Annotated in this window: 13 protein-coding genes and 1 pseudogene; 5 read left to right on the plus strand and 9 right to left on the minus strand. The window is 70.8% G+C overall.

Annotation, left to right across the window (positions count from 1 at the left end):
* Nucleotides 1-12: 12 nt before the first annotated feature.
* From PHLH3_RS00585 to PHLH3_RS00595, 3 genes are all read right to left on the minus strand, one after another.
* Nucleotides 13-1,596 (minus strand): methyl-accepting chemotaxis protein, encoded by a 1,584-nt coding sequence (locus PHLH3_RS00585; protein ID WP_213627557.1) that lies wholly within the window; start codon nt 1,594-1,596, stop codon nt 13-15.
* On the minus strand, nt 1,593-3,824 hold the full coding sequence (locus PHLH3_RS00590) for an EAL domain-containing protein (RefSeq protein WP_213627559.1): 2,232 nt from the start codon (nt 3,822-3,824) through the stop codon (nt 1,593-1,595). Before PHLH3_RS00590 ends, PHLH3_RS00585 begins: the two co-directional genes overlap by 4 nt.
* A gap of 163 nt (nt 3,825-3,987) precedes the next feature.
* Nucleotides 3,988-4,293 (minus strand): hypothetical protein, encoded by a 306-nt coding sequence (locus PHLH3_RS00595; RefSeq protein WP_213627560.1) that lies wholly within the window; start codon nt 4,291-4,293, stop codon nt 3,988-3,990.
* A 180-nt stretch (nt 4,294-4,473) separates the two neighbouring features.
* Here PHLH3_RS00595 and PHLH3_RS00600 point away from each other — a divergent pair, with 180 nt between their 5' ends.
* A complete protein-coding gene (locus PHLH3_RS00600; RefSeq protein WP_213627561.1) occupies nt 4,474-5,391 on the plus strand; it encodes a bile acid:sodium symporter family protein in 918 nt (305 codons plus the stop codon).
* Nucleotides 5,379-6,341, plus strand: coding sequence for an NAD-dependent epimerase/dehydratase family protein (locus PHLH3_RS00605; RefSeq protein WP_213627562.1), 963 nt, complete (start codon nt 5,379-5,381; stop codon nt 6,339-6,341). The genes PHLH3_RS00600 and PHLH3_RS00605 overlap by 13 nt, the downstream gene beginning before the upstream one ends.
* A 15-nt stretch (nt 6,342-6,356) precedes the next feature.
* On the opposite strand, the gene PHLH3_RS00610 is transcribed toward PHLH3_RS00605, so the two are convergent.
* Nucleotides 6,357-7,397 carry an AraC family transcriptional regulator gene (locus PHLH3_RS00610; RefSeq protein ID WP_213627563.1) on the minus strand — a complete coding sequence of 347 codons (1,041 nt, stop codon included), beginning with the start codon at nt 7,395-7,397 and terminating at the stop codon, nt 6,357-6,359.
* Between the two features lie 45 nt (nt 7,398-7,442).
* Nucleotides 7,443-9,140: a Na/Pi cotransporter family protein gene (locus PHLH3_RS00615; protein WP_213627564.1), complete on the minus strand. Its 1,698-nt coding sequence runs from the start codon at nt 9,138-9,140 to the stop codon at nt 7,443-7,445.
* Nucleotides 9,141-9,403: 263 nt separating this feature from the next.
* Between PHLH3_RS00615 and recC the strand changes: the two are divergent.
* The 3 genes and pseudogenes from recC (at nt 9,404) to recD (ending at nt 18,034) form a co-directional block, all read left to right on the plus strand.
* Nucleotides 9,404-12,651 (plus strand): annotated as a pseudogene (gene recC, locus PHLH3_RS00620) (exodeoxyribonuclease V subunit gamma).
* Nucleotides 12,648-16,187 (plus strand): exodeoxyribonuclease V subunit beta, encoded by a 3,540-nt coding sequence (recB, locus tag PHLH3_RS00625; protein WP_213627565.1) that lies wholly within the window; start codon nt 12,648-12,650, stop codon nt 16,185-16,187. Before recC ends, recB begins: the two are co-directional and overlap by 4 nt.
* Nucleotides 16,184-18,034 (plus strand): exodeoxyribonuclease V subunit alpha, encoded by a 1,851-nt coding sequence (gene recD / locus PHLH3_RS00630; RefSeq protein ID WP_213627566.1) that lies wholly within the window; start codon nt 16,184-16,186, stop codon nt 18,032-18,034. The genes recB and recD overlap by 4 nt, the downstream gene beginning before the upstream one ends.
* A 10-nt stretch (nt 18,035-18,044) precedes the next feature.
* Here the strand turns inward: recD and PHLH3_RS00635 are convergent, their stop codons facing one another.
* From PHLH3_RS00635 to phoB, 4 genes are all read right to left on the minus strand, one after another.
* The gene (locus PHLH3_RS00635; protein WP_213627568.1) at nt 18,045-18,842 is read right to left on the minus strand and encodes an alpha/beta hydrolase; all 798 of its coding nucleotides are present in this window, start codon (nt 18,840-18,842) and stop codon (nt 18,045-18,047) included.
* Between the two features lie 270 nt (nt 18,843-19,112).
* Nucleotides 19,113-20,453 carry a hemolysin family protein gene (locus PHLH3_RS00640; RefSeq protein ID WP_173174856.1) on the minus strand — a complete coding sequence of 447 codons (1,341 nt, stop codon included), beginning with the start codon at nt 20,451-20,453 and terminating at the stop codon, nt 19,113-19,115.
* A 101-nt stretch (nt 20,454-20,554) separates the two neighbouring features.
* Nucleotides 20,555-21,859 (minus strand): phosphate regulon sensor histidine kinase PhoR, encoded by a 1,305-nt coding sequence (phoR, locus tag PHLH3_RS00645; protein ID WP_213627570.1) that lies wholly within the window; start codon nt 21,857-21,859, stop codon nt 20,555-20,557.
* Between the two features lie 24 nt (nt 21,860-21,883).
* Nucleotides 21,884-22,573 (minus strand): phosphate regulon transcriptional regulator PhoB, encoded by a 690-nt coding sequence (gene phoB, locus PHLH3_RS00650; RefSeq protein WP_111259356.1) that lies wholly within the window; start codon nt 22,571-22,573, stop codon nt 21,884-21,886.
* Nucleotides 22,574-22,607 lie beyond the last annotated feature (34 nt).

The following is a 22,607-nucleotide window of genomic DNA, read 5'->3' on the forward strand; positions in this document are numbered from 1 at the left end:
GCCCCTGCGCAATCACCCCAGGCCGCGGCGGCTGCTCCAGAACTGCAGGGCCAGCTGGCGCAGGTCGGCGGCCAGGCCGGCCACCTCGCCGGCGCTGCGCTGGCTGCACAGGCCGCTGTTGGCGTTGTCGTCGGCGGCGCGGCGGATGGTTGCCAGGCTGCGCTGGATCTCCTCGCTGGCAGCGCTCTGCTGCTCCACCGCGCTGGCGATCTGCAAACTCATGCCGTTGATGGCGCCGACCTGCTGGTTGATCCGCTCCAGGGACTCTGCCGCGCGCTGGGCCTGGGCCAGGCTGCTCTCGGCCTGGGCGCAGCTGCGCTGCATGGCCGCGACGGCCTGCTCGGCGCCGCTCTGCAGGCTGTTGATCATCTGGTTGATCTGCGCGGTGGACTGCTGGGTACGCCCGGCCAGGGCGCGCACCTCGTCGGCCACCACGGCGAAGCCGCGCCCGGCATCCCCAGCCCGCGCGGCCTCGATGGCGGCGTTCAGGGCCAGCAGGTTGGTCTGCTCGGCGACGCCCTGGATCACGTCCAGCACCTGGCCGATCGCGCTGCTGTGGTCCTGCAGCTCGCGCACCACGCGGGTGGCGTTGCGCACCTCCTCGTCCAGCTCGGCGATGCGGGCGCGGGTCGCGCTCACCTCGTGCTGGCCGATGCGCGCGGCGTCGTCGGTCTGGTCGGCGGCGCAGGCGCTCTGCTGGGCGCTGCGCGCCACTTCCTGGACGCTGCCGGCCATCTGCCCGACGGCGGCGGCCACCTGGTCGGTCTCCAGCTGCTGGCGGTGGCTGCCGGCACTGCCGTGGGCGACGGCGGCGGCCAGCTCATCGGCGTGTTCGGCGAGCTGGCGCGAGGATTCGGCGATGCGCCCGACCAGCGCGCCGGTCTCCATCTCCAGCATCTGCAGGCAGAAGCCGAGCTGGCCGAATTCGTCGCTGCGCTGGCCGTAGACCGCCTGGCTCAGCGGGTTGTCGGCGATGCCACGGGCGCGGTGCAGCAGCTCGCGCAGCGGGCGCAACTGGCGGTGCAGCACCAGCCCCGCGCAGCCCAGCGCCAGGCCCCAGGCCGGCACGGCGGCGAGCAGGCCATAGGGCGCCAGGGCCTGGTACAGGGCGAGGCCCAGCGCCATGCCCAGGGCCGGGCCGGCGAGCAGGCGCAGGTGCAGTGGCAGGCGCGCGCGGGCGGGCATGCGGCCGGCCTCGAGCCGGGCGTAGGCCCGTTCGGCACGCTGCACCTGCTCGGCGCTGGGGCGGGTGCGCACCGACTGGTATTCCAGCACCTGGCCGTCACGCACCACCGGGGTGACGAAGGCGCTGACCCAGTAGTGGTCGCCGTTCTTGCAGCGGTTCTTCACCAGGCCCATCCAGCTGCGCCCGGCCTTGAGCGTCCGCCACAGGTGGGCGAAGGCTGCGGCCGGCATGTCCGGGTGGCGCACCAGGTTGTGGCTCTGGCCGATCAGCTCGGGGCGGCTGAAGCCGCTGATGTCGACGAAGTCCTGGTTGACGTGGGTGATCACGCCCTTGAGGTCGGTGGTGGAGAGGATGTTGGCGTCGTCGGCGAAGGCGACGGCACGCCCGCTGACCGGCAGGTTGCGTTTCATGGGGTGGCTCTCGTGGTGGCTTCGGGCAGCAGGCACCAGTGCCCGTCGAAGCATTCCTCGCCGTTGAACAGGCGCTCCAGCGCCTCGGGCGGACGGGGACGGCTGAACCAGAAGCCCTGGGCGTAGTGGCAGTCCTCGGCAGCGAGGAAGTCCAGGTGTTCGGGGCGTTCGACACCTTCGGCGATCACTTCCAGCCCGAGGCTGCCGCCCAGGCCGATGATGGCGCGGGAAATGGCGCGCAGCTCGGGGTCCTCGGGTGCGCCGTCGATGAAGCTGCGGTCGACCTTGAGGATGTGCAGCGGAAAGCGCTTGAGGTAGCCGAGGGACGAATAACCGGTGCCGAAGTCGTCCAGCGCCAGGCGCACCCCCTGGCAGGCCAGTTCGCGCAGGCAGGCGAGGGTGTCGGCGCCGTCCTGCATCAGCAGGCTCTCGGTGATCTCCAGCACCAGGCTGGAAGGGGCGAGGCCCGATTCCTCGAGTATCGACTGGAGCCGCGTGGCGAAGCCCGGCTGGTGCAGCTGGCGGCTGGAGAGGTTGACCGAGCAGCGCAGGTCCCGCTGACCTTCCTGCTGCCAGGTGCGGGTCTGGCGGCAGGCTTCGCGCAGCACCCAGTCGCCGACGGCGATGATCTCGCCGGACTCCTCCAGCGCCGGGATGAACTGTGCCGGCTGCACCAGGAGGTCGCCCTGGCGCCAGCGCAGCAGGGCCTCCACGCCCACCAGCAGCGGCTGGCCCTGGTCGGTTCGGCAGATGGGCTGGTAATGCAGTTCGAACTCATCGCGCGCCAGGGCCTGGGCGAGAGCGCTTTCCAGGTCCAGGCGGTTCTTGGCGGCGGCCTGCAGGTCGCTGCTGTAGCGGGCGATCTGCGCCTTGCCGGCCTCCTTGGCGCGGTACAGGGCGAGGTCGGCGGCCTGCAGCGCGTCGATGGTCTGGCCCTCGGCCTGGAGCCCGGTGATGCCGATGCTGGCGCTGACCACCAGGGTGCGTTCGTCCAGGTGCAGCGGCTGGTGCAGGCTGTCGAGCATGCGCTGGGCGACGACTTCGGCATCGCCCAGGCAGGCGAGGTCGTCGAGCAGCACGACGAATTCGTCGCCGCCGAAGCGCGCCAGGTGGTCGCCCGGACGCAGGCAGCGTTCCAGCCGATGGGCCACCTCCACCAGCACGCGGTCACCGACGGCGTGGCCGAGGCTGTCGTTGATCAGCTTGAAACGGTCGAGGTCGATGAAAAGCAGCGCCGCCTGGCGCGCGCCGGGCTTGAGCTGGCGCTGCAGGGCCTGCTGCAGGAGCTCGTCCAGGCGCATGCGGTTGGCCAGGCCGGTGAGCGGGTCGTGCCGCGCGGCGTGGCTGAGCTGGTGCTCGGTGGCCTTGCGCTGGCTGATGTCGGTCTGCGAGCCGGCCATGCGGTGGCCCTCGGCGACGCCGCGCACCAGCACCCAGAGGTAGCTGCCGTCCTGCTGGCGCATGCGGTATTCGTGGCTGAGCCAGGGGCTGTCACCGCGCAGGTGGGTGTCGATGGCTTGGCGCAGGGCCGGCAGGTCGTCGGGGTGCACGCGGGCGAACCAGCCGGCACTGCTCTCGCCGAAGGCATCGCGGGAGCGGCCGAGCATGCTCGCCCAGCGCTCGGAGATATACAGCCGGTCATGCTCCAGGTCCCAGTCCCAGAGGCCGTCGTTGGCGCCGCGCAACGCCCGTGCGAAGCGCGCCTCGCTGTCCTCCAGGGCTTGGCGCTGGGCGGCGCTGTAGGTGTCGATGGCCAGGGCGATGTCGAAGAACACCGCTTTCATCAGGCTACCCAGGGTGCGGGTGGACTCGCTGTCGCCGAGCAGGCCGGTGAGCATCTGGTCGAGGTACAGGCGGTACGCGCCGAGGTACCACTTCAGCTCGACGCCGACATGCTGGTGAACCAGGCCTACCTGCAGGCGGTGCATGACGTAGTCGCGGTCGTAGGGGCCCTTCCACAGGCGCTGGTAGTAGTCCAGCTGGCTGGCCTTCAGTCGTGCCAGGGTCGCCGGGTCGCGGAGGATGCTGGCGGTCGGCTCGAAGTGCTCGAGGTGGGCGTAGAGGCTTTCGACGAATACCTTGTGCAGGGCCTCCACCGCTTCCGCCTGGCGGTTCAGGCGCGCGCCATCGAGTGCCTGCCAGTCCAGGTAGCGGCAGCGCTGGTCGATCTCGCGGCGGCCGAGGCCCATCCTGCCGAGCATCTCCTTGAGCTGTGTTGCGAACCCCATACCTCGTCCCTCGTAAAACCTGCGGGCAATAAAAAAGGCGCCACGCGTGGCAGCTCCAATGAACTGCCACGCGTGGCGCCTTGTCTTGCAGGCCCTTGCGTCCTGCCCGGCAAAGCCGGTTTCCGCCCTGAGCGGAACCTTGCAGCGCGAGGTTGTACACCAGTCAGGCCGGGCGCGACAACTCTTCCAGCGCCTGCTCCAGGCGCCGACGCAAACGCCCGAGCTCCCGGGACTTGAAGGCATGGCGGGTGCGATCAAGCACGGTAACCGCCTCGTCGAGGAGCAGGCGCAAGCGGGTGGTTTCGCTGAGGGGCGCGTCCTTGAGCCATCGGCACACCGGAGCGCGCTGGCATTGGCCGGTTTCGGTGATCACTTCGCAGACGACGCCCATGGAGGGCAGCATTTCGCGCAGCAGGCAGGCGAGCGCGGGATCGGTTATGGCGGCGATCGGCGGATCGGAGCTGTCCATGGTCGGGGGCTACGGCTGATGGCAATTGGCTATGAACTCTAGCCATCGCCCGGTCGTCCGGCATTGATCGGCGTCAGTCTGTCGCGAATCGCCACGGAGCCTGGCGGCTTAGGCCACTGCCGTCTGTAGGAATCTGCCGTTACATTGGCGACCATAACAAGAACCACGGGCGGCCTTGCCATGAACTACGACGCGAACCAGCAGCTGATCCTCGCTCTGGTACTGGCGGTGATGATCTTCGGTGTTTCCCTGGAGCTGCGCATCGGGCAGTTCCTCGCGGTGCTGCGCCAGCCGCAGCCGGTGCTGGCGGGCATGCTCGGGCAGTGCCTGATCCTGCCCTGGGCGACCCTCGCGGTCACCCTGCTGGTGGACCTGCACCCCGGCCTGGAGCTGGGCCTGCTGCTGGTGGCCTGTTGCCCTGGCGGCAACCTTTCCAACGTGATGACCCACCTGGCGCGCGGCAACACCGCGTTGTCGATGAGCATGACGGCGCTGTCCAGCCTGCTGGCGCTGGTGCTTCTGCCGCTCAACTTCGCCCTCACCAGCGGCCTCAACCCGGAGGCCTCGGCCTACCTCGCCGGGCGCCTCAGTGCGCTGCAGATGGATCGCGGCAGCATCCTCGTCAGCGTCGTCGTGCTGCTCGGCCTGCCGCTGGTGGCCGGGATGCTGGTGGGCAACCTGTGGCCGCGCCTGGCGACCCGGGTGATGCCCTGGTTCAAGCGTTTCTCGCTGCTGGCCTTCGTGGTCTTCGTCGGCGGCGCGGTGGCCGGCAACTGGCGCCTGTTCGTCGACAACCTGGGCCTGGTGTTCTTCATCGTGGTGCTGCACAACGCCAGCGCCATCGTCCTCGGCTGGGCCATGGCCAGGCTCGCCCGCCAGCGCGGGGCCAACCTGCGGGCCATGGTCATCGAGATCAGCATGCACAACTCCGGCCTCGCCCTGGGGCTGATCTTCGCCCAGTTCGGCGGCGAGCCGAACATGGCGCTGGTGGCCGCCTTCTGGGGCACCTGGCACCTGGTCAGCGGCCTGCTGCTGGTGGCGTTCTGGCGCAACCGCCCGCTGCCGGTCGGCGAGGAGGCCCTGCCATGCGCGTCCTGATCACCGGCGCCGCCGGCTACATCGGCCACCAGTTGCTGGAAGCGCTGGTCGCCCGGCATCCCGACTGGAGCCTGGTGGCCGCGGACATCCGCCCGCTGCCGGCCAGCGCCCGGGGGGCGAACGTCGAGGAGGTGCAACTGGACATCGCCCGGGCCGAGGCGGTGGAAGCCTGCATCGCCCACTGGAAGCCCCGGGCCATCGTCCACCTCGCTTCGGTGGTGACCCCGCCGCCGGGGATGAGCGAGGCGACCCTGCACGCCATCGACGTCGAGGGCACCCGCGCGGTGGTCGCGGCGGCGGCGACCCATGGCGTCGAGCAACTGGTGGTGACCAGTTCCGGCGCCGCCTATGGCTACTACCCGGAGAACGCCGAGTGGATCGACGAAGCCGACCCGCTGCGCGGCCATGACGCCTTCGCCTACGCCCGTCACAAGCGCGAGGTGGAGGAGCTGCTGGCCGAGGCCCGCGAGCGCCACCCGCAGTTGCGCCAGCTGGTGCTGCGCCCGGGCACCATCCTCGGGCGGCGGGTGGACAACCAGATCACCGCGCTCTTCGACAAACCCTCGGTGATGGGCGTGCGCGGCCACGACAGCCGCTTCGTGTTCATCTGGGACCAGGACGTGGTGGCGATCATCCTCCAGGGCCTGGAGCGCGGTGCCGAGGGCATCTACAACCTGGCCGGCGACGGTGCGCTGAGCATGGCCGAGATCGCTGCCATCCTCGGCAAGCCCTACCGGCCGCTGCCGGCGACGCTGATCCTCGCCGCGCTGGCGCTGTTCAAGCCCCTCGGCCTGACCCGCTACGGCCCCGAGCAGCTGGACTTCCTGCGCTACCGCCCGGTACTCGCCAACCGCCGCCTGAAGGAGGAATTCGGCTACCGGCCGCGTTACTCCAGCCGCGAGGCGTTCCTGGCGTTCCTCGATGCGCGGGGCATGTTGCCGCGTGCCTGAGCCGGGCGCCGCACCCTACGTCCTGGCCAGATGCCCTGCCTGTTGCTGGCGATATTCGCCGGGGGTCTTGCCGGTCCACTGGCGGAAGGCGCGGAAGAACACGCTGGGTTCGGAGTAGCCCAGCAGCACGGCGATCTCGGCGATGGGCAGGCTGCCTTCCTGCAGGTGACGCTCGGCCAGTTGCAGGCGGGTGTCGCCGAGCAGTTGCTGGTAGCTGCTGCCCTCTTCGGCAAGGCGCCGTTGCAGGGTGCGCTCGCTGAGGCCGAGGCTGGCGGCAAGGGCGCTGCGATCGGGTTCCCCGTGGGCCAGTTGGGCACTCAGCAGTGCCACTACGCGGGCGCGCAGGCCTTCGCTGGGCAGGCGCGCGAGCAGGGCTTCGGCGTGCTGGCGCAGCAATGCCTGGAGCGGCGGGTTGGCCTGGCGCAGGGCGGCGCCCCGCAGCTTCAGCGGCAGCACCAGGGCGTAGTCGGGGGCGTCGAACTCCAGCGCGCAGGCGAAGCAGTCCTGGTAGGCGGCCAGGCTCTCGGGCCGCGAATGGATGAAGCAGGCACGCAGCAGGCGGAAGTCATCCAGCAGCGGCTGCATCAGGCGCATCCAGAAGGCCATCAGCGCCAGTACCCGCGTGCGGGTGGCGGGCACGTGCGGGTGCAGCGGACGGTACAGGGTCCAGAGCTGGTCGCCACGGATCTCCACCGCCAGGGTGCCGCCTTCGCCCACCAGGCGCTGGTAGCGCAGCTCGGCTTCCAGGGCGTCGCCCAGGGTCGGGCTGCTCTGCAGCAGGTAGCCGAGCACGCTGAACTGGCCGGGCGCGAGCGCCTGGCCCAGCACCAGGCCGGGCTCGGGGTGGGCAAGGCGCGATTCGATGGCGCTCCAAAGCACTTCCTGGGCCCGGAAGGGGATGCGCGCGTCAGGGTCACCCAATTGGGCTTCACCCAGGCCGCTGGCGGCCAGAAGCTCGGCACGCGGCAGGCCGAGGCTTTCGGCGGCGTGGAGGATGGCCTGGGTGAGGCTGGCGCTGACCGAGGCCTGGTCGGGTGATGCGGCGGTTGGGCTCATGGGTTGGATTCTGCCCAAGCCGCCGTTACTCAGGAAGGGCCATGTTCAGCGGTGGGAGCCGATCTCCGGCTGGTAGTCCACATCGTCCTCGACCAGCGGCTCGACGCCCCCGTCTTCCAATGCCACCGGCGGTGCGTCGGGGTTGTCCAGCACGGCGTAGGAGATGGCGCAGAACAGCGAGTTGAGGCGCTTCATGTCGCTGATCAGGCCCAGGTGCAGGGCGCTGGTCTCGATGCTCTGCACCACCTGCTGGTGCAGGCGCTCCACGTGGGCGTGGGACAGGCGCCGTTCGAGGATGCGGAAGCGCTGCTTGGCGCGGCGCAGGCGCTTGGCGTTCTCCAGGTCGCCGTTGAGGAACACCGAGAGGCTCAGGCGCAGGTTGTTGACCAGCTGGTTGTGCAGCTCGGCGATGTCCGCCAGGCCCGCCTCGGAGAAGGAGCGCTGCTGCGAGGTCTTCTTGTGCTGCACGTCGCCGACCATGCGCTCGATCAGGTCGCCGGCCTGCTCCAGGTTGATGGTCAGCTCGATGATCTCGGCCCAGCGCCGGCTGTCGCGCTCGCTCAGGTCCTCGCGGGGCATGCGCGCCAGGTACAGCTTGATGGCGGTGTAGAGGGCGTCGATGTCGTCGTCGAGGCGGTGGATCTCCTTGCCCAGCAGCGGATCGCCACCGCGCATCAGCTTCAGCAGGTTGTTCAGCATCTGCTCGACGATGTCGCCCAGGCGCAGGGTCTCGCGCACGGCGTTGGCCAGGGCCAGGCTCGGCGTGTCCAGGGCGCTCTTGTCCAGGTGGCGCGGCTTGGCCACGTCGCTGGCCTGCTCGCGGTCCGGCAGCAGCCAGTCGCAGAAGCGCGCCATGTAGGGCGTCAGTGGCAGCAGCAGGAGGCAACGCACGCTGTTGTAGAGAACGTGGAAGGCGATCACCAGCTCGGCGGTGGAGAAGGACCAGGTGTCCAGCCACTCCGCCGCCGGCCCCACCACCGGCAGCACCAGAGCGCAGCCGGCCAGCTTGAACAGCAGGCTGCCGAGCGCGACCCGGCGGCCGGCGGCGTTCTGCGAGGTGGCGCTGATCATGGCGAGGATGCCGCTGCCGACGTTGGCGCCGATCACCAGGCAAAGCGCCACCTTGAGCGGGATCACCTTGGCCGCGGCCAGGGTCGCGCTGAGCAGCACGGCCGCCAGGCTGGAGTAGGTGACCATGGCGAACAGCGCGCCGGTCAGGGCGTCCAGCATCACATCGCCCGTGAGCGAGGAGAACAGCACCTTCACGCCCTTGGCGGTGGTTATGGGCTCGGCGGCGGCGACGATCAGCTGCAGCGCGAGGATGATCAGCCCCAGGCCGATGGCCACGCGGCCGAGCTGGCCGAGGCGGGTCTGCTTGCGCGAGAGGAAGAAGATCACCCCGAAGAAGATCAGCAGCGGCGACAGCCATGACAGGTCGAAGGTCAGCACCCGCGCCATCAGCGCGGTCCCGACGTCGGCGCCGAGCATGATCGCCAGGCCCGAGGACAGGCCCATCAGGCCCTGGGCGACGAAGGAGGTGACCAGCAGCGCGGTGGCGTTGCTGCTCTGCACCAGGGCGGTGACGCCGATGCCGGCGGCGAAGGCCAGGGGCGCGCGCTTCATACTGTGGCTGAGCCAGCGGCGCAGGTCGCTGCCGTAGACCCGGAGGATGCCGGTGCGCACGATGTTGGTGCCCCAGACGAGCAGGGCGACGGCGGAGAGCAGGTTGAGCAATGTCAGCATCGGTTCCCTCCTGACGGTAACGACGTGAGCCGCTCCTGGAGGTGGAGCGACTGTATGGGGGGGCGGGTTTGTAACATATCCGTCATGTTCTGACTTGCCGGCCAGCGTCCCGTTCGCCCCTGTCGGTCACCTTTTCTACCCGTCAGTTAAGTCGCAAAACGCCGCCCCCGCTTCGTTGGGAGCTGGCGACAGACCCTGTCGCGCGGTGCCGATAGCCTCGGTGAACTGATAACCTGTGGCATCCCTGCGGACGCGACCTTCCGATGCTCAACCTCTACCACGCCAACGACCTGGAAAGCCTCGGCGAGCTGGCTTGTACCCTGCTCGTGCAGCCCCAGCGCGACCCTTTGGCGCCCTCGCGCGTGGTGGTTCCCAGCCAGGGCATGGGGCGCTGGCTGACCCTGCAGCTGGCGCGGCGCCAGGGCATCGCCATGCAGCTCGACATCCAGCTGCCGGCGCGCTTCATCTGGGACCTGACCCGCAAGGCCCTGGGGGAGCTGCCGCCGCAATCGGCGTTCAACCCGGTGACCCTGTCCTGGCGCCTCTACGACTGGCTGTGCGAGCCCGCCAACCTCGAACGCACGCCGCGCCTGGCGCAGTACCTGGACGGCGGCGACGAGCGCCGTCGCCTGACCCTGGCGGCGCGCATCGCCGACGTGCTCGACCAGTACCTGCTGTACCGCGACGACTGGCTGGCCGCCTGGGAGCGTGGCGAGCTGCTCGGCCTCGGTGCCGACGAACAGTGGCAGGCGCTGCTCTGGCGCGAGCTGACCGCCGACGGCCACCCGCACCGGGCGCGCCTGCTCGGCGACCTGCTGGCCCGGCTGCACGATGACGCGCCCATCGAGGGCCTGCCGGAGCGGCTCATCGTCTTCGGCATCAGCAGCCTGCCGCCGCACCACATGCGCGTGCTGGAGGGGCTGGCGCGGCATTGCGAGGTCATCCTCTTCGCCCTCAACCCCTGCCGCGAGGCCTGGGGCGACATCCGCGACATCCGCGAGCTGGCCGCCCTGCCGGAGCCCGGCATCGACGACTGGTACCTCGATGTCGGCCATCCGCTGCTGGCCAGCCTGGGCAAGCAGGGGCGGGATTTCTTCGATGCCCTCTTCACCCTCGGCGGCCAGGAGGTCGGCATCTACGCCGAAGACCAGGACCTGGCCGACGACAGCCTGCTGCGCGCCATCCAGAACGACATCCTGCGCCTGCGCACCCGCCGCGCCGACGAGCGCATGGCCCTGCGCGCGGGCGACCGTTCGCTGGAAGTGCACGTCTGCCATTCGCCCCTGCGCGAAGTGGAGGTGCTGCACGACCAGCTGCTGGCGCGCTTCGCCGCCGACCCCGGGCTGACCCCCGACCAGGTGGTGGTGCTGACCCCCGACATCGAGCGCTACGCCCCCTACATCGAGGCGGTGTTCGCCCCGCGCGAAGGCGTGCCGCGCATCCCCTTCAGCCTCGCCGACCGCAGCCTGCGCGCCGAGCTGCCCTTGGTGGAAGCCTTCCTCGCCCTGCTCGACCTGGCCCAGAGCCGCTTCGCCGCCGAGGAACTGCTCGGCTGGCTGGAGCAGCCGGCCCTGGCCGTGCGTGCCGGCATCGAGGCCGAGGATTTGCCCCTGGTCCGCGACTGGCTGCGCGAGGCCGGTGTGCGCTGGGGCCGCGATGGCCGCCATCGCGCGCGCCTGGGCCTGCCGGAAGAGGACGCCTTCAGCTGGCGCCAGGGCCTCGAGCGCCTGGTGCTGGGCTTCGCCGCCCCGCCCCGGTTGGCTGGCGATGCCCCGCCCCTGCTGGGCGACAGCTGGCCGCTGGACGCACTGGAAGGCGCCCGCGCCCAGTTGCTCGGGCGCCTGGCCGGCTTCATCCAGCGCCTGGGGCATCTCGCCGACGACCTGGCGCGCCCGCGCCCGCTGGCGGACTGGGCCGAGACCCTGCAGGGCCTGATCGACCAGCTGTTCGACGAGCGCGAGGCCGGCGAAACCCTGCTGCTGCTGTCCCAAGCCTGCGGCGATTTGCGCAAGCAGGCCGAGGCGGCGGGCATCGAGCGGCCCATCGACATGAGCCTGGTGCGCCAGCAACTGGTGGCCGCGCTGGACGCCGGCAGCGGCGCCTCGGGCTTCCTCACCGGCGCGGTGACCTTCTGCACCATGGTGCCGATGCGCAGCCTGCCGTTCCGCCTGGTGTGCCTGCTCGGCCTGGACGACGGCGCCTTCCCCCGGCGCACCCCTGCCGCCGGCTTCGACCTGATCACCCGCAAGCCGCGCCGGGGCGACCGCGCGCGGCGCCTCGACGACCGCTACCTGTTGCTGGAAACCCTGCAGTCGGCGCGCGACGGCCTCTACCTCAGCTACGTGGGCCGCGACCCGCGCGACAACGCGCACCTGCCGCCCTCGGTGCTGATCAGCGAGCTGCTGGAAACCATCGACCTCACGGCCACCGCAGGCGACGCCAAGGCCAGCGAGCAGGTGCTGATCAGCCACCCGCTGCAGCCCTTCGCTTCCGGCAACTTCGCCGGTGGCAGCCATGCCGGCTTCTCCGCCCCCTGGTTCCGGGCGGCGCAGCGCCTGGCCGAAGTGCCCCGCGAGCCGGACGCGCCCTTCGCCCTGCCGCTGCCCGAGCCCGACGCCGACTGGCTGACCCTGGAACCTGCGCAACTCATCCAGTGCTTCCGCCACCCGGCGCGCTTCCTTCTCGAACAGCGCCTGGGCCTGCGCCTGGCCGAGGCCGAGGAGGCGCTGGCCAGCGACGAGCCCTTCGCCCTGGAAGGCCCCGCCTGGCGCGGCCTGCGCCAGCTGGCCCTGGACGCCGTGGAGCGCGGCTGGTCGGAGGCGGACGAACGCCGCATCGCCCGTGCCGCCGGCTGGCTGCCCACCGGCGAGCTGGGCCATGCGCTCTGGGGCCAACTGCGCGGTCCGGTGCGCGCCTTCGCCCCGCGCCTGTTCGAGGCGCGCCCGGACAGCGCCCCGCAGCCGCTGCTGGTGGACATCAGCCTGGCCGGCGTGCGCATCCACGGCTGGCTGGACGGCGTCACCGAAGACGGCCTGTTCGGCTGGCGCCTCAACCGCCTCGGCGAATGGGAGCTGGCGCCCTTCTGGCTGCGCCACCTGCTGCTCAACCTCTCGGCCACCCCGGCATCGCCCGTGAAAGCCGCCTGCTCTCGCCCGCCGGCGACTGGCAGGCCGGCCCCCTGGCCGACGCCGGGGCGCTGCTCGAGCCCTGGCTGCGCGCCTACCGCGAAGCCCTGTGCGAACCCCTGCCGCTGCTGACCAAGGCCAGCCATGGCTTCGCCTCCGGCTGGCGCAAGCCCGGCCGCAAGGAACCCCTCGACGCCGCCCGCAGCAAGGCGCGCCTCGCCTGGGACGGCATCGACTTCGGCCCCGTGGGCGAATCCCGCGACCCCTGGTACGCCCTCGCCTTCCGCGACCGCGACCCGCTGGACGGACGCTTCGAGCTTCTCGCCGAAACCCTCCTCGGCCCGGCCCTGGACGCCCTGGCGGACGACGGGGAGGAGGACGCATGAGCCTCGACCTGCTCAACGATCCCTTCACCGGGCGCAGCCTGATCGAGGCCAGCGCCGGCACCGGCAAGACCTGGACCCTGACCGCGCTCTACGCTCGGCTGCTGCTGGAGCGCCGGCTGGGCGTGGGGCAGATCCTGGTGGTCACCTACACCACCGCCGCCACGGCCGAGCTGCGCGAGCGCATCCGCGCGCGGCTGGCGGCGCTGCTCGCCGTCTATGAAGGCGCGGAGGCACCCGACCCGGTGCTCGCCGGGCTGCATGCACAGTACCCGGGCGAGGACGCCCATCGGCGCCTGCTGCTGGCGGTGCACGGCTTCGACGAGGCGGCCATCTTCACCATCCACGGCTTCTGCCAGCGGGCGCTGCAGGACGCGGCGTTCGAAGCCGGTGGCGATTTCGACAGCGAGCTGACGGCGGACGACCGCGAGGTGCTCGACGGCCTGCTCGCCGATCTGTGGCGCGCCGAGCTGGCGGCGGCGGAGCCCGCCTGGGCGCGTTTCCTCGCGCAGAAGCGCATCACCCCGCAGTCGCTGCGCCAGCGCCTGCGCTCGCACCTGGGCAAGCCCTACCTGCGCATCGAACCGCGCGACGGCGAGCTGGGTGACCTGGGCGCGGCCAGCGAGGCCTGGACCCACGCCCGGGACATCTGGCTGCGTGATGCACAGGCCTGCCTGGCGGACCTGGCCGCCTTCGACGGGCTCAACAGGCGCAGCTACGACGCCGCCAGGTTCGCCCTCTGGCAGGGTGAGCTGGACGCCTATTTCGCCGACCCGGCGGCGCTGTTCGCCGCGCCAACGGGCCTGGAGAAGCTGGGTCGCGAAGCCCTGTCCAAGGCGTGCAAGAAGGGCTTCGAGCTGCCCGGGCACGCGCTCAATGCCGCGCTGCAGGGTCTGCTGGAGGCGCTGGAGGAGGCCAAACCCGCTGGCGAGGCGCGACTCATCGACCTGCAGGTGCGCCTGCTCGACACCCTCAACCGCGAGCTGCCGGCGCGCAAGGCGGCGCAGCGCATGCTGGCCTTCGACGACCTGCTCAACCGCCTCGACCAGTCGCTGCAGGGCCCCGCCGGCGAGGCACTGGCCGCCGCCCTGCGCGAACGCTACCCGGTGGCGCTGATCGACGAATTCCAGGACACCGACCCGGTGCAGTACGCCATCTTCCGGCGCATCTACCCGGGTGGGGACGAGGGCGGCGACCTGTGCTTCGTCGGTGACCCCAAGCAGGCGATCTACGCCTTCCGTGGCGCCGACCTGGCCACCTACCTCAAGGCCCGCGACGAAGCCGCGCGGCAGTACAGCCTGAACACCAACCACCGCTCGGTGCCGGCGCTGATCGCCGCGCTCAACCGCGTCTTCGACCGCCCCCTGCCCTTCGCCGAGCCGGGCCTGGCCTACCCGCCCGTGGGCGCCAGCGACAAGGCCCGCGCGCAACTGGTGCTGCCCGAGGCGGGGGCGCCGCTGGAGCTGGTGTGGCTGGGCGACGAGCCCCTGGGCAAGGGCGAGGCCGGCAACGCCGTGGCCATCGACACCGCGCGGCGCATCGCCGCCCTGCTGGCCGCCAGCGGCCGAGGCGAGGCCTATTTCGACGAGGCCGGCGTGCGCACGCCCCTGCGCGGCGGTGACATCGCCGTCCTGGTGGCCAGCCACCGCCAGGCGGGCGACGTGGCCGAGCAACTGGCCGCGCGTGGCGTGCCCAGCGTGCGTCGCGGGCGTGACAGCGTCTGGCACAGCGCCGAGGCCGAGGAACTGGCCGCGGTGCTCGCCGCCTATGCCGAGCCCGGCCGCGAGGGCGTGCTGCGCTATGCCCTGGCCACCCGCCTGCTGGGCCGCGACGCCCAGGCCCTGGCGCGCTGCCAGGACGACGAGCACGCCTGGGACCAGGAGCGCGAAGACGCCGAGCGCTACCACCAGTTCTGGCAGCAGCAAGGCTTCATGCGGGCTTTCCGCGCCTGGCTCGACGAGCAGCGCGTCGCCGAGCGGCTGATCGCCCTGCCCGACGGCGAGCGCCGCCTGACCAACCTCCTGCACCTGGCCGAGCTGCTGCAGGCCGAGAGCCTCCAGCGCCCGGGCCTGGAGCCGCTGCTGGCCTGGTTCAACGCCCAGCGCGCGGCCGAGAGCCATGGCGACGATGCCCTGCTGCGCCTGGAAAGCGATGCCGAGCGGGTGCAGATCGTCACCGTGCACACCAGCAAGGGCCTGGAATACCCGCTGGTGTTCTGCCCCTATCTCTGGGACGGCGCGCTGTTGCGCCGCGACGAAGACATCACCTGCCACGCCGAGGACGGCACCCCGTTGCTGGACCTGGGCGGCGCCGACTACGACGACAACCGCGAGCGTGCCCGGCGCGAGCGCTTCGCCGAACGCCTGCGCCTGGCCTACGTGGCCCTGACCCGCGCCCGTGACCGCCTCTGGCTGCACTGGGGCCCGGTGGCCCTGCCCAGGGCGAAGAAGGATGGCGAGCTGCCCGAGGACGGCCTGCACAGCAGCGCCCTCGCCTGGCTGCTGCACGGCCGTGAATTGCCCGGCGAGGCGTTGCTCGGCGAACTGGCCGGCCACCTCGCCGCGCTGGATGGCGCCGGCCTGCGCCATGAGCTGCAGAGCCTGGCCGATGCCAGCGGCGGCGACATCGCCCTGGTGCCCTGCCGCGACGCCGAGGCCAGCGCCCAGGGCGAAACCCGCGCCGCGCCGCCGGCCGCCCTGGCGCACCTGCAGCGCGGCCTGCACAGCGCCTGGCGGGTCGGCAGCTTCTCCGGCCTGGCCGCCGGCATGCACATGGAGGCGCCGGACCGCGACGCCTTCTTCGTCCCGCCGGCCACCGACCCGGGCGCCGGCTTCTACGGCTTCCCCCGTGGCGCCCGTGCCGGCACCTGCCTGCACGCGATCCTGGAGGACTGGGTGCGCGGCGAGGGCGAGCTGGAGGACCTGGTGCCGCTGCACCTGCTGGGCCACGGCCTGCCGGAGGACTGGGCGGCGATCGCCATCGAGCAGCTGCGCAAGGTGCTGGATGCCGACCTGGACGGCCGGGGGCTCGCCCTGTCGCGCCTGGAGCCGAGCCGGCGCCTGCCGGAGCTGGGCTTCACCTTCCCGGTGGCGCAGCTGGACATCCAGGGCCTGCGCACGGTGCTGGCCGACCCCGCCCACGGCCTGCCCGAGCCCATGCGCGCGGCCGCCGAGCGTCTGGAGTTCGACACCCTCAACGGCTTCATGAAGGGCTTCATCGACCTGACCTTCGAGCACCAGGGGCGCTGGTACATCGCCGACTACAAGTCCAACTGGCTGGGCCCGGACGCCAGCTACTACGGCGGTGAGCGCCTGGAGCAGGCCATCGCGGCCGAGCACTACCACCTGCAGTACCTGATCTACCTGGTGGCGCTGCGGCGCTTCCTGCGCCTGCGCCTGGACGGCTTCGCCAGCGAGCAGCTGGGCGGCGCCTACTACCTGTTCCTGCGCGGCATGCCGGATGCCGGCGTGTACTTCCACCGCCCCGGCGATGCGTTGCTCAATGCCCTGGATCGCCTGTTCGAGGAGGGCCGCCCGTGAAGCTCGCCGAATGGCCGCTGGGCCCGCTGGAGCGTTTCTTCGCCGAAAGCCTGCTGCGCCTGGACCCTGACGCCGGCGAGGCGGTCACCGCTGCCGCCGCGCTGTGCTGCCAGGCCCTGGCCAACGGCGATGTCTGCCTGCCCCTGGCGCGCCTGGCCGGGCAGCGGGTGTTCGACGAAGGCGTCGCCGGGCTCGACCTGCCGGCCCTGCACGACTGGCTCGCCGCGCTGCGCGCCTCGCCGCTGGTGGCCAGCCCCGGTGGCTACGCGCCGCTGACCCTGGATGGCGAGCGCCTCTACCTCAGTCGCTACCACGCCTACGAGACGCGCCTGGCCGCCAGCCTGCTGGCCATGGCCGGCGCCCGCCCGCCGGTGGACGAGGCGCGGCTGGCCGAATCCCTGGCCCGGCTGTTCGCCCGCAACACCCAGCAGCCCGACTGGCAGCGCCTGGCCGCCGCCCAGGCGGTGCGGCGCAACCTGGCGGTGATCTCCGGCGGCCCCGGCACCGGCAAGACCACCACCGTGGTGCGCCTGCTCGCCGCGCTGCTCGAACAGCCCGGCGGCGAGCGCCTGGCCATCGGCCTCGCCGCACCCACCGGCAAGGCCGCCGCGCGCATGGCCGAGGCCATCCGCAACGCCAAGGCCGAGCTACCGGTGGACGATGCCATCAAGGCCCTGCTGCCCGAGGAGGCACGCACCCTGCACCGCCTGCTGGGCAGCCGTGGCGACAGCCCGCAGGTGCGCCACCACGCCGACAACCCCTTGCCGCTGGACGTGCTGGTGGTGGACGAGGCCTCGATGGTGGACCTGGCGCTGATGGCCAAGCTGCTCGACGCCCTGCCGCCGGGCGCCCGCCTGGTGCTGCTGGGCGACAAGGACCAGCTCTCGGCGGTGGAAGCCGGCGCGGTGTTCGCCGAGCTCTGCGAGGGGCGTGGCCTGGACGCCGCCGCCAGTGCCGACCTGGAGCGCATCACCGGCCAGCGCGTGCCCGTGGAGCAGCCGCGCTCGCGCCTGGGCGACGCCGTGGTGCTGCTGACCCACAGCCACCGCTTCGCCGGCGACAGCGGCATCGGCGAGCTGGCGCGGCGCATCAATGCGGGTGACGCGCGGGGCACCCTTGAACTGCTGCGCGAGGCGCGCCCCGATCTCGGCTGGAACCCCGGCCCGCTGCAAGGCCCGCTGCTGGAGCGCCTGGACGCCGGCTACGCGCCCTTCATCGTCGCCGCGCGCACGGGTGATGCGCAGGCCGCCTTCGCCGCCTTCGCCGACTTCCGCGCCCTCACCGCCCAGCGCGAGGGGCCCTGGGGCGTCAACGGCATCAACGAGGCGCTGGAGGCGCGGATCAAGCGGCGCCTGGGCATCGCCAGCCGCGAGCGCTGGTATCCGGGGCGCGCGGTGATGGTGCGGCAGAACGACTACGCCCTGGGACTGTTCAACGGCGATATCGGTATCTGCCTGCCCACGGCCCACGGCCTGCGGGTGTTCTTCGAGGGCGAGGCCGGCCATCGTCCCTTCGCCCCGGCACGGTTGCCCAGCCACGACAGCGCCTTCGCCATGACGGTGCACAAGAGCCAGGGGTCGGAGTTCCGCGAGGTGCTGCTGGCGCTGCCGGAGCAGCCGAGCCCGTTGCTCAGCCGCTCGCTGTTCTACACCGGCATCACCCGCGCCAAGCAGCGCGTGGAGGTCTGGGGCCTGCCGCAGCGCCTGGCCGAGGCGGTGAGCACCCGCGCCGAGCGCGCCGCCGGGTTGGCCGCGCGCCTGGCCGAGGCCCAGCCGGTGGTGGCCGAACCGGCCCCCGTCCCGCCCCCGCCCGCGCCACCTACGGGCGGGCAGATGGACCTGTTCTAGCGGGCTGCTCTCACAGGGTGACGAAGCGCTGCAGGCCACCGGCGAAGCTGGCCTGGATGTAGTCGTACACCGCCGCCGCGCGCTTGTAGCCGCCATGGTTGGAGACCACCTTCTTGCAGTTGGCGACGAACACCGTACGGGTGGCCACCTCGATATAGGTCTTGTCCTCGGGGCCGTAGAGGCCCAGGGCGAGGTCGCGCTCGGAGGAGGCGTAGGCGAAGCGCAGCACCTCGTCACGCGAGGAGTGGAAGATGTAGACCCGCTCGCAGGAGGGGATGGCGTCGGCGAACTCCTCGTCGCTCTCGAAGCATTCGTTGTCCACCGCCGGCGCGGTGCAGAAGTAGTTGCGCACGATGCGCCCGGGCGAGCCCTTGAGGGCCTTGAGCGTGACCCGCGCGCCGAGGCTGTGGGACATCACGTCCACGGCGCCGGCATCCCCGGCGAGGTTGTCCAGCAGGAAGCGGAACATCCGCGCCACGGCATTGGCGCGCTTCTTCGCCTGCCACCAGTCGAGCTTCTGGTCGCCGCCGGGCCAGGAATAGCCGAGCACCATGTCGTAGGCATTGGCGAGGTGGACCATGGCCTGCTGCTCGATCACCTGGTAGGAGTCGAACACCTCGTACTGCTCGTTGTTGTAGCCGTGCACCAGCAGGAGCAGGCGCTTGCCCTTGACCAGCTGCAGCAGGTCCTTGAAGTCCAGCACGGCGGTGACGGTGTCGTTGGCCAGGTCCACCTCGCGAATCAGGTGGCCGGTCTCGGAGAGCTGGTCGGGATTGGAGAAGTCCTTGCGCGAACTGATGATGATCATGAGTGACTCCGCGTTCCTTGCGGCGAGGGGCCGGTCGCGGCCCGGCGATGAGCCGTCATGACCGGAACCCGTGGCACACCGCAGCGTTGATGGGGGGTTCAGCACGGGCGGCCGACGGCATCGCACGCCAGCGCCGGGGCCGGGGCCAGGCGCAAGCGAAACGGCGGGTGCAGGTGAACTCTAGATCAGGGAGGGGCGGTCAGGGGGCGAGTGCGTGGGCAGGAACGAGAACGGGGCCCGTGGGCCCCGTCTTTGCTGCCGGATGGCGGGTCAGTCGATGCTGACCACCTTGGCGAGGACGATCTTCGGGCCTTTCATCTTCTTGACGATGATGCGCAGGCCTTCGGTCTCCAGCACTTCCTCTTCCTCGGGGACGCGGTTGAGGGTTTCGTAGATCAGGCCGGCGAGGGTGTCCGCCTCGACGTGGTCGAGGTCGATGCCCAGCAGGCGCTCGACCTTGAACAGCGGGGTGTCGCCGCGCACCAGCAGCTTGCCGGGCTGGTAGGCAAGGATGCCGCGCTCGGTCTTGCGGTGTTCGTCCTGGATGTCGCCGACCAGCACTTCGAGCACGTCTTCCATGGTCAGGAAGCCGACCACCTTGCCGTCGGCCTCCTCGACCAGGGCGAAGTGCGCGCCGCCCTGGCGGAACTGTTCCAGGAGGCGCGACAGCGGCATGTGCTTGGTCACGCGCTCCACGGGACGGGTCAGTTCGGCCAGGTCGAAGGACTCGGGCAGGCTGTCCAGCGCGGAGAGGGCCAGGAGCAGGTCCTTGATGTGCAGCACGCCGATGAACTCGCCGGTCTGGGCGTTGTGCACCGGGTAGCGGCTGTACTTGTGGCGGCGGATCACGCTGAGGATGTCGGCCAGCGGCGCGTCGTGCTCCAGGTAGATCAGGTCCTCGCGGGAGTTGGCCCAGTCGACCACTTCCAGCTCGCCCATCTCGACGGCGGAGGCCAGCACGCGCATGTCCTGGTCGCTGGGGTCGCGGGCGCGGCTGGAGTGGAGGATCAGCTTCAGCTCGTCGCGGCTGTAGTGGTGCTCGTGGTGCGGGCCGGGCTCGCCTTGCCCGGCGATGCGCAGGATGGCGTTGGCGCTGGCGTTGAGCAGCCAGATGGCCGGGTACATCAGCCAGTAGAAGAGGTACAGCGGCACCGCCGTCCACAGCGACAGCAGCTCGGGCTTGCGGATGGCCCAGGACTTGGGCGCCAGCTCGCCGACCACGATGTGCAGGTAGGAAATGATGAAGAAGGCGGTGAAGAAGGAGATGCCGTGGGCCAGTTTCTCCGACTCGATGCCGACGGCGCCGAGCAGCGGGCCGAGCAGGTGGGCGAAGGCCGGCTCGCCGACCCAGCCGAGGCCGAGCGAGGCGAGGGTGATGCCCAACTGGCAGGCCGAGAGGTAGGCGTCCAGCTGGTTGTGCACGGTGCGCAGGATGCTGCCGCGCCAGCCGTGCTTGTCGGCGATGGCTTCGACACGGGTGGCTCGCAGCTTGACCATGGCGAACTCGGCGGCCACGAAGAAACCGTTGAGCACGACGAGGAACAGGGCGAACAGAACGAGGCCGAAGTCGGCGAAATAGGAAGTCAGTGAACTAGCGGGGGACGGGTCCATTGGGGGCTTTGGTCAGCGAATGATCGGCTAAGGGTGAGGGCTGGGACGGCAGTTTGCAAGACGCCGGGCCCTGTCCGGGCCCGGTGCCGCCTGGCGCGCGTTCAGGCGCGCGGCGCGACCTGGCTGGGCGGGAAGTGGCAGGTGAAGGTGCTGCCGTGGTTGAGCACGGAGCTGATGTCCAGGCGGCCACGGTGGCGGATCAGCACGTGCTTGACGATGGCCAGGCCCAGGCCGGTGCCGCCGGTGTTGCTGGCGCGGCTGGAGTCGACCCGGTAGAAGCGCTCGGTCAGGCGCGGCAGGTGCTTGCCCTCGATGCCGATGCCGGAGTCCTGCACGGCCAGGTGCGCGCCCTGCTCGTCGCTCCACCAGCGGATGCGCACGTCGCCACCGTCGGGGGTGTACTTGACCGCGTTGAACACCAGGTTGGAGAAGGCGCTGCGCAGCTCGGCCTCGCTGCCGCGCAGCCTGCAGGCGGCGTCGGCTTCCAGGGTGATCCTGTGCTGGCGGCTGCCGGACAGGGCGATGGCGTCGTGGCGGATGCTCTGCAGCAGGGCGTCGACCACCACCGGCTGGTTGTCCGAGGGGTAGTCGGTGGCTTCGAGCTTGGCCAGCAGCAGCAGGTCGTTGAGCAGGTTCTGCATGCGCCCGGCCTGCGAGTTCATCTGTTGCAGGGCGCGGGCCCAGCGCGGGTTCACGTCCTCGACGTTGTCCAGCAGGGTCTCCAGGTAGCCGGCGATCACGGTCAGCGGGGTGCGCAGTTCGTGGGAGACGTTGGCGACGAAGTCCTTGCGCATCTGTTCCAGCTGGTGGATGCGGGTGACGTCGCGCACCAGCATCAGGTGCTCGCGGTTGCCGTACTGGGTGATGTGGAACTGCAGGCGCAGGCGGTCGTTGACCGGCGAGGGCAGGTCGAGGGACTCGCGGTAGTTTTCCTGCTCGAAGTATTCCTTGAAGCGCGGGTGGCGGATCAGGTTGGTCACCGGCTGGCCGCTGTCCTGCGGGGTCTTGAGGCCCAGCAGGTTCTCGGCGGCGCGGTTCCACCAGTCGAGGTTGCCCTCGCTGTCGAGCATCACCACGGCGTCCTTGAGGGCGGCGGTGGACTCCTGCACGCGGTCGATCACCGCCTGCAGGCGCCCGCGCACGCGCTGGTCGCGGCGCTGCAGGTGGTAGATGCTGTCGAACACTTCGCCCCACAGGCCGTAGCCGTCCGGCGGCGGCTCGTCGGGTTTGTGTTCCTTGAGCCACTTGTGCAGGCGCAGCAGTTGGCTGAGGGTCCAGCCGAGGTAGGCACCGAGGCCGACGGCCAGCGCCCAGCCGTACTCGCCGGTGATGAATCCGCCGAGCAGGCAGGCGACGAGGAGGAGGAGCAAACGGCGGATTACGGCGCGACGCCAGTCCTGGTTCAACGGTCGCTTCCTTGTTCGGTGGGATCAGCCCTTGGTGGAAAAACGATAACCGGTGCCGCGCACGGTCTGCACCAGGTTTTCGTAGGCATCGCCCAGGGCCTTGCGCAGGCGGCGGATGTGCACGTCCACGGTGCGCTCCTCGACGTACACGTTGCCGCCCCAGACCTGGTCCAGCAGCTGGCCACGGGTGTAGGCACGCTCCTGGTGGGTCATGAAGAACTGCAGCAGGCGGTACTCGGTCGGGCCCATTTCGGCGGGCTTGCCGTCGATGGTGACGCGGTGGCTGATGGGGTCCAGCAGCAGGCCGCCGATCTCGATCGGCGCTTCGCTGTCGGTGGGGCCGGCGCGGCGCAGCACGGCCTTGAGGCGGGCCACCAGCTCGCGGGGCGAGAAGGGCTTGGTGATGTAGTCGTCGGCGCCGACCTCCAGGCCCTGGATCTTGTTGTCCTCCTCACCCTTGGCGGTGAGCATGATGATCGGGATGTCGCCGGTCAGCTCGTCGCGCTTCAGGCGGCGGGCCAACTCGATGCCGGAGGTGCCGGGGAGCATCCAGTCGAGAAGGATCAGGTCGGGTTTGCGGTCGACGATGATGGCGTGCGCCTGCTGGGTGTTCTCGGCCTCCAGGCACTCGTAGCCGGCCATTTCCAGGGCCACCGCGATCATTTCGCGGATGGGCGCTTCGTCGTCGACTATCAGGATGTTCTTGCCAACCATGTATCCGCCTCGGGTCGCTTGTTCAGCTGGTTTG

The sequence above is a fragment of the Pseudomonas sp. Pc102 genome, assembly GCF_018408275.1.
Classification (GTDB): domain Bacteria; phylum Pseudomonadota; class Gammaproteobacteria; order Pseudomonadales; family Pseudomonadaceae; genus Metapseudomonas; species Metapseudomonas tohonis.

Bases quoted from the DNA above. Each gene is read 5' to 3' on its own strand.
- PHLH3_RS00585 (WP_213627557.1), bottom strand. From the start codon at position 1,596: ATGAAACGCAACCTGCCGGTCAGCGGGCGTGCCGTCGCCTTCGCCGAC.
- PHLH3_RS00590 (WP_213627559.1), bottom strand. From the start codon at position 3,824: ATGGGGTTCGCAACACAGCTCAAGGAGATGCTCGGCAGGATGGGCCTC.
- PHLH3_RS00595 (WP_213627560.1), bottom strand. From the start codon at position 4,293: ATGGACAGCTCCGATCCGCCGATCGCCGCCATAACCGATCCCGCGCTC.
- PHLH3_RS00600 (WP_213627561.1), top strand. From the start codon at position 4,474: ATGAACTACGACGCGAACCAGCAGCTGATCCTCGCTCTGGTACTGGCG.
- PHLH3_RS00605 (WP_213627562.1), top strand. From the start codon at position 5,379: ATGCGCGTCCTGATCACCGGCGCCGCCGGCTACATCGGCCACCAGTTG.
- PHLH3_RS00610 (WP_213627563.1), bottom strand. From the start codon at position 7,397: ATGAGCCCAACCGCCGCATCACCCGACCAGGCCTCGGTCAGCGCCAGC.
- PHLH3_RS00615 (WP_213627564.1), bottom strand. From the start codon at position 9,140: ATGCTGACATTGCTCAACCTGCTCTCCGCCGTCGCCCTGCTCGTCTGG.
- recB (WP_213627565.1), top strand. From the start codon at position 12,648: ATGAGCCTCGACCTGCTCAACGATCCCTTCACCGGGCGCAGCCTGATC.
- PHLH3_RS00635 (WP_213627568.1), bottom strand. From the start codon at position 18,842: ATGATCATCATCAGTTCGCGCAAGGACTTCTCCAATCCCGACCAGCTC.
- PHLH3_RS00640 (WP_173174856.1), bottom strand. From the start codon at position 20,453: ATGGACCCGTCCCCCGCTAGTTCACTGACTTCCTATTTCGCCGACTTC.
- phoB (WP_111259356.1), bottom strand. From the start codon at position 22,573: ATGGTTGGCAAGAACATCCTGATAGTCGACGACGAAGCGCCCATCCGC.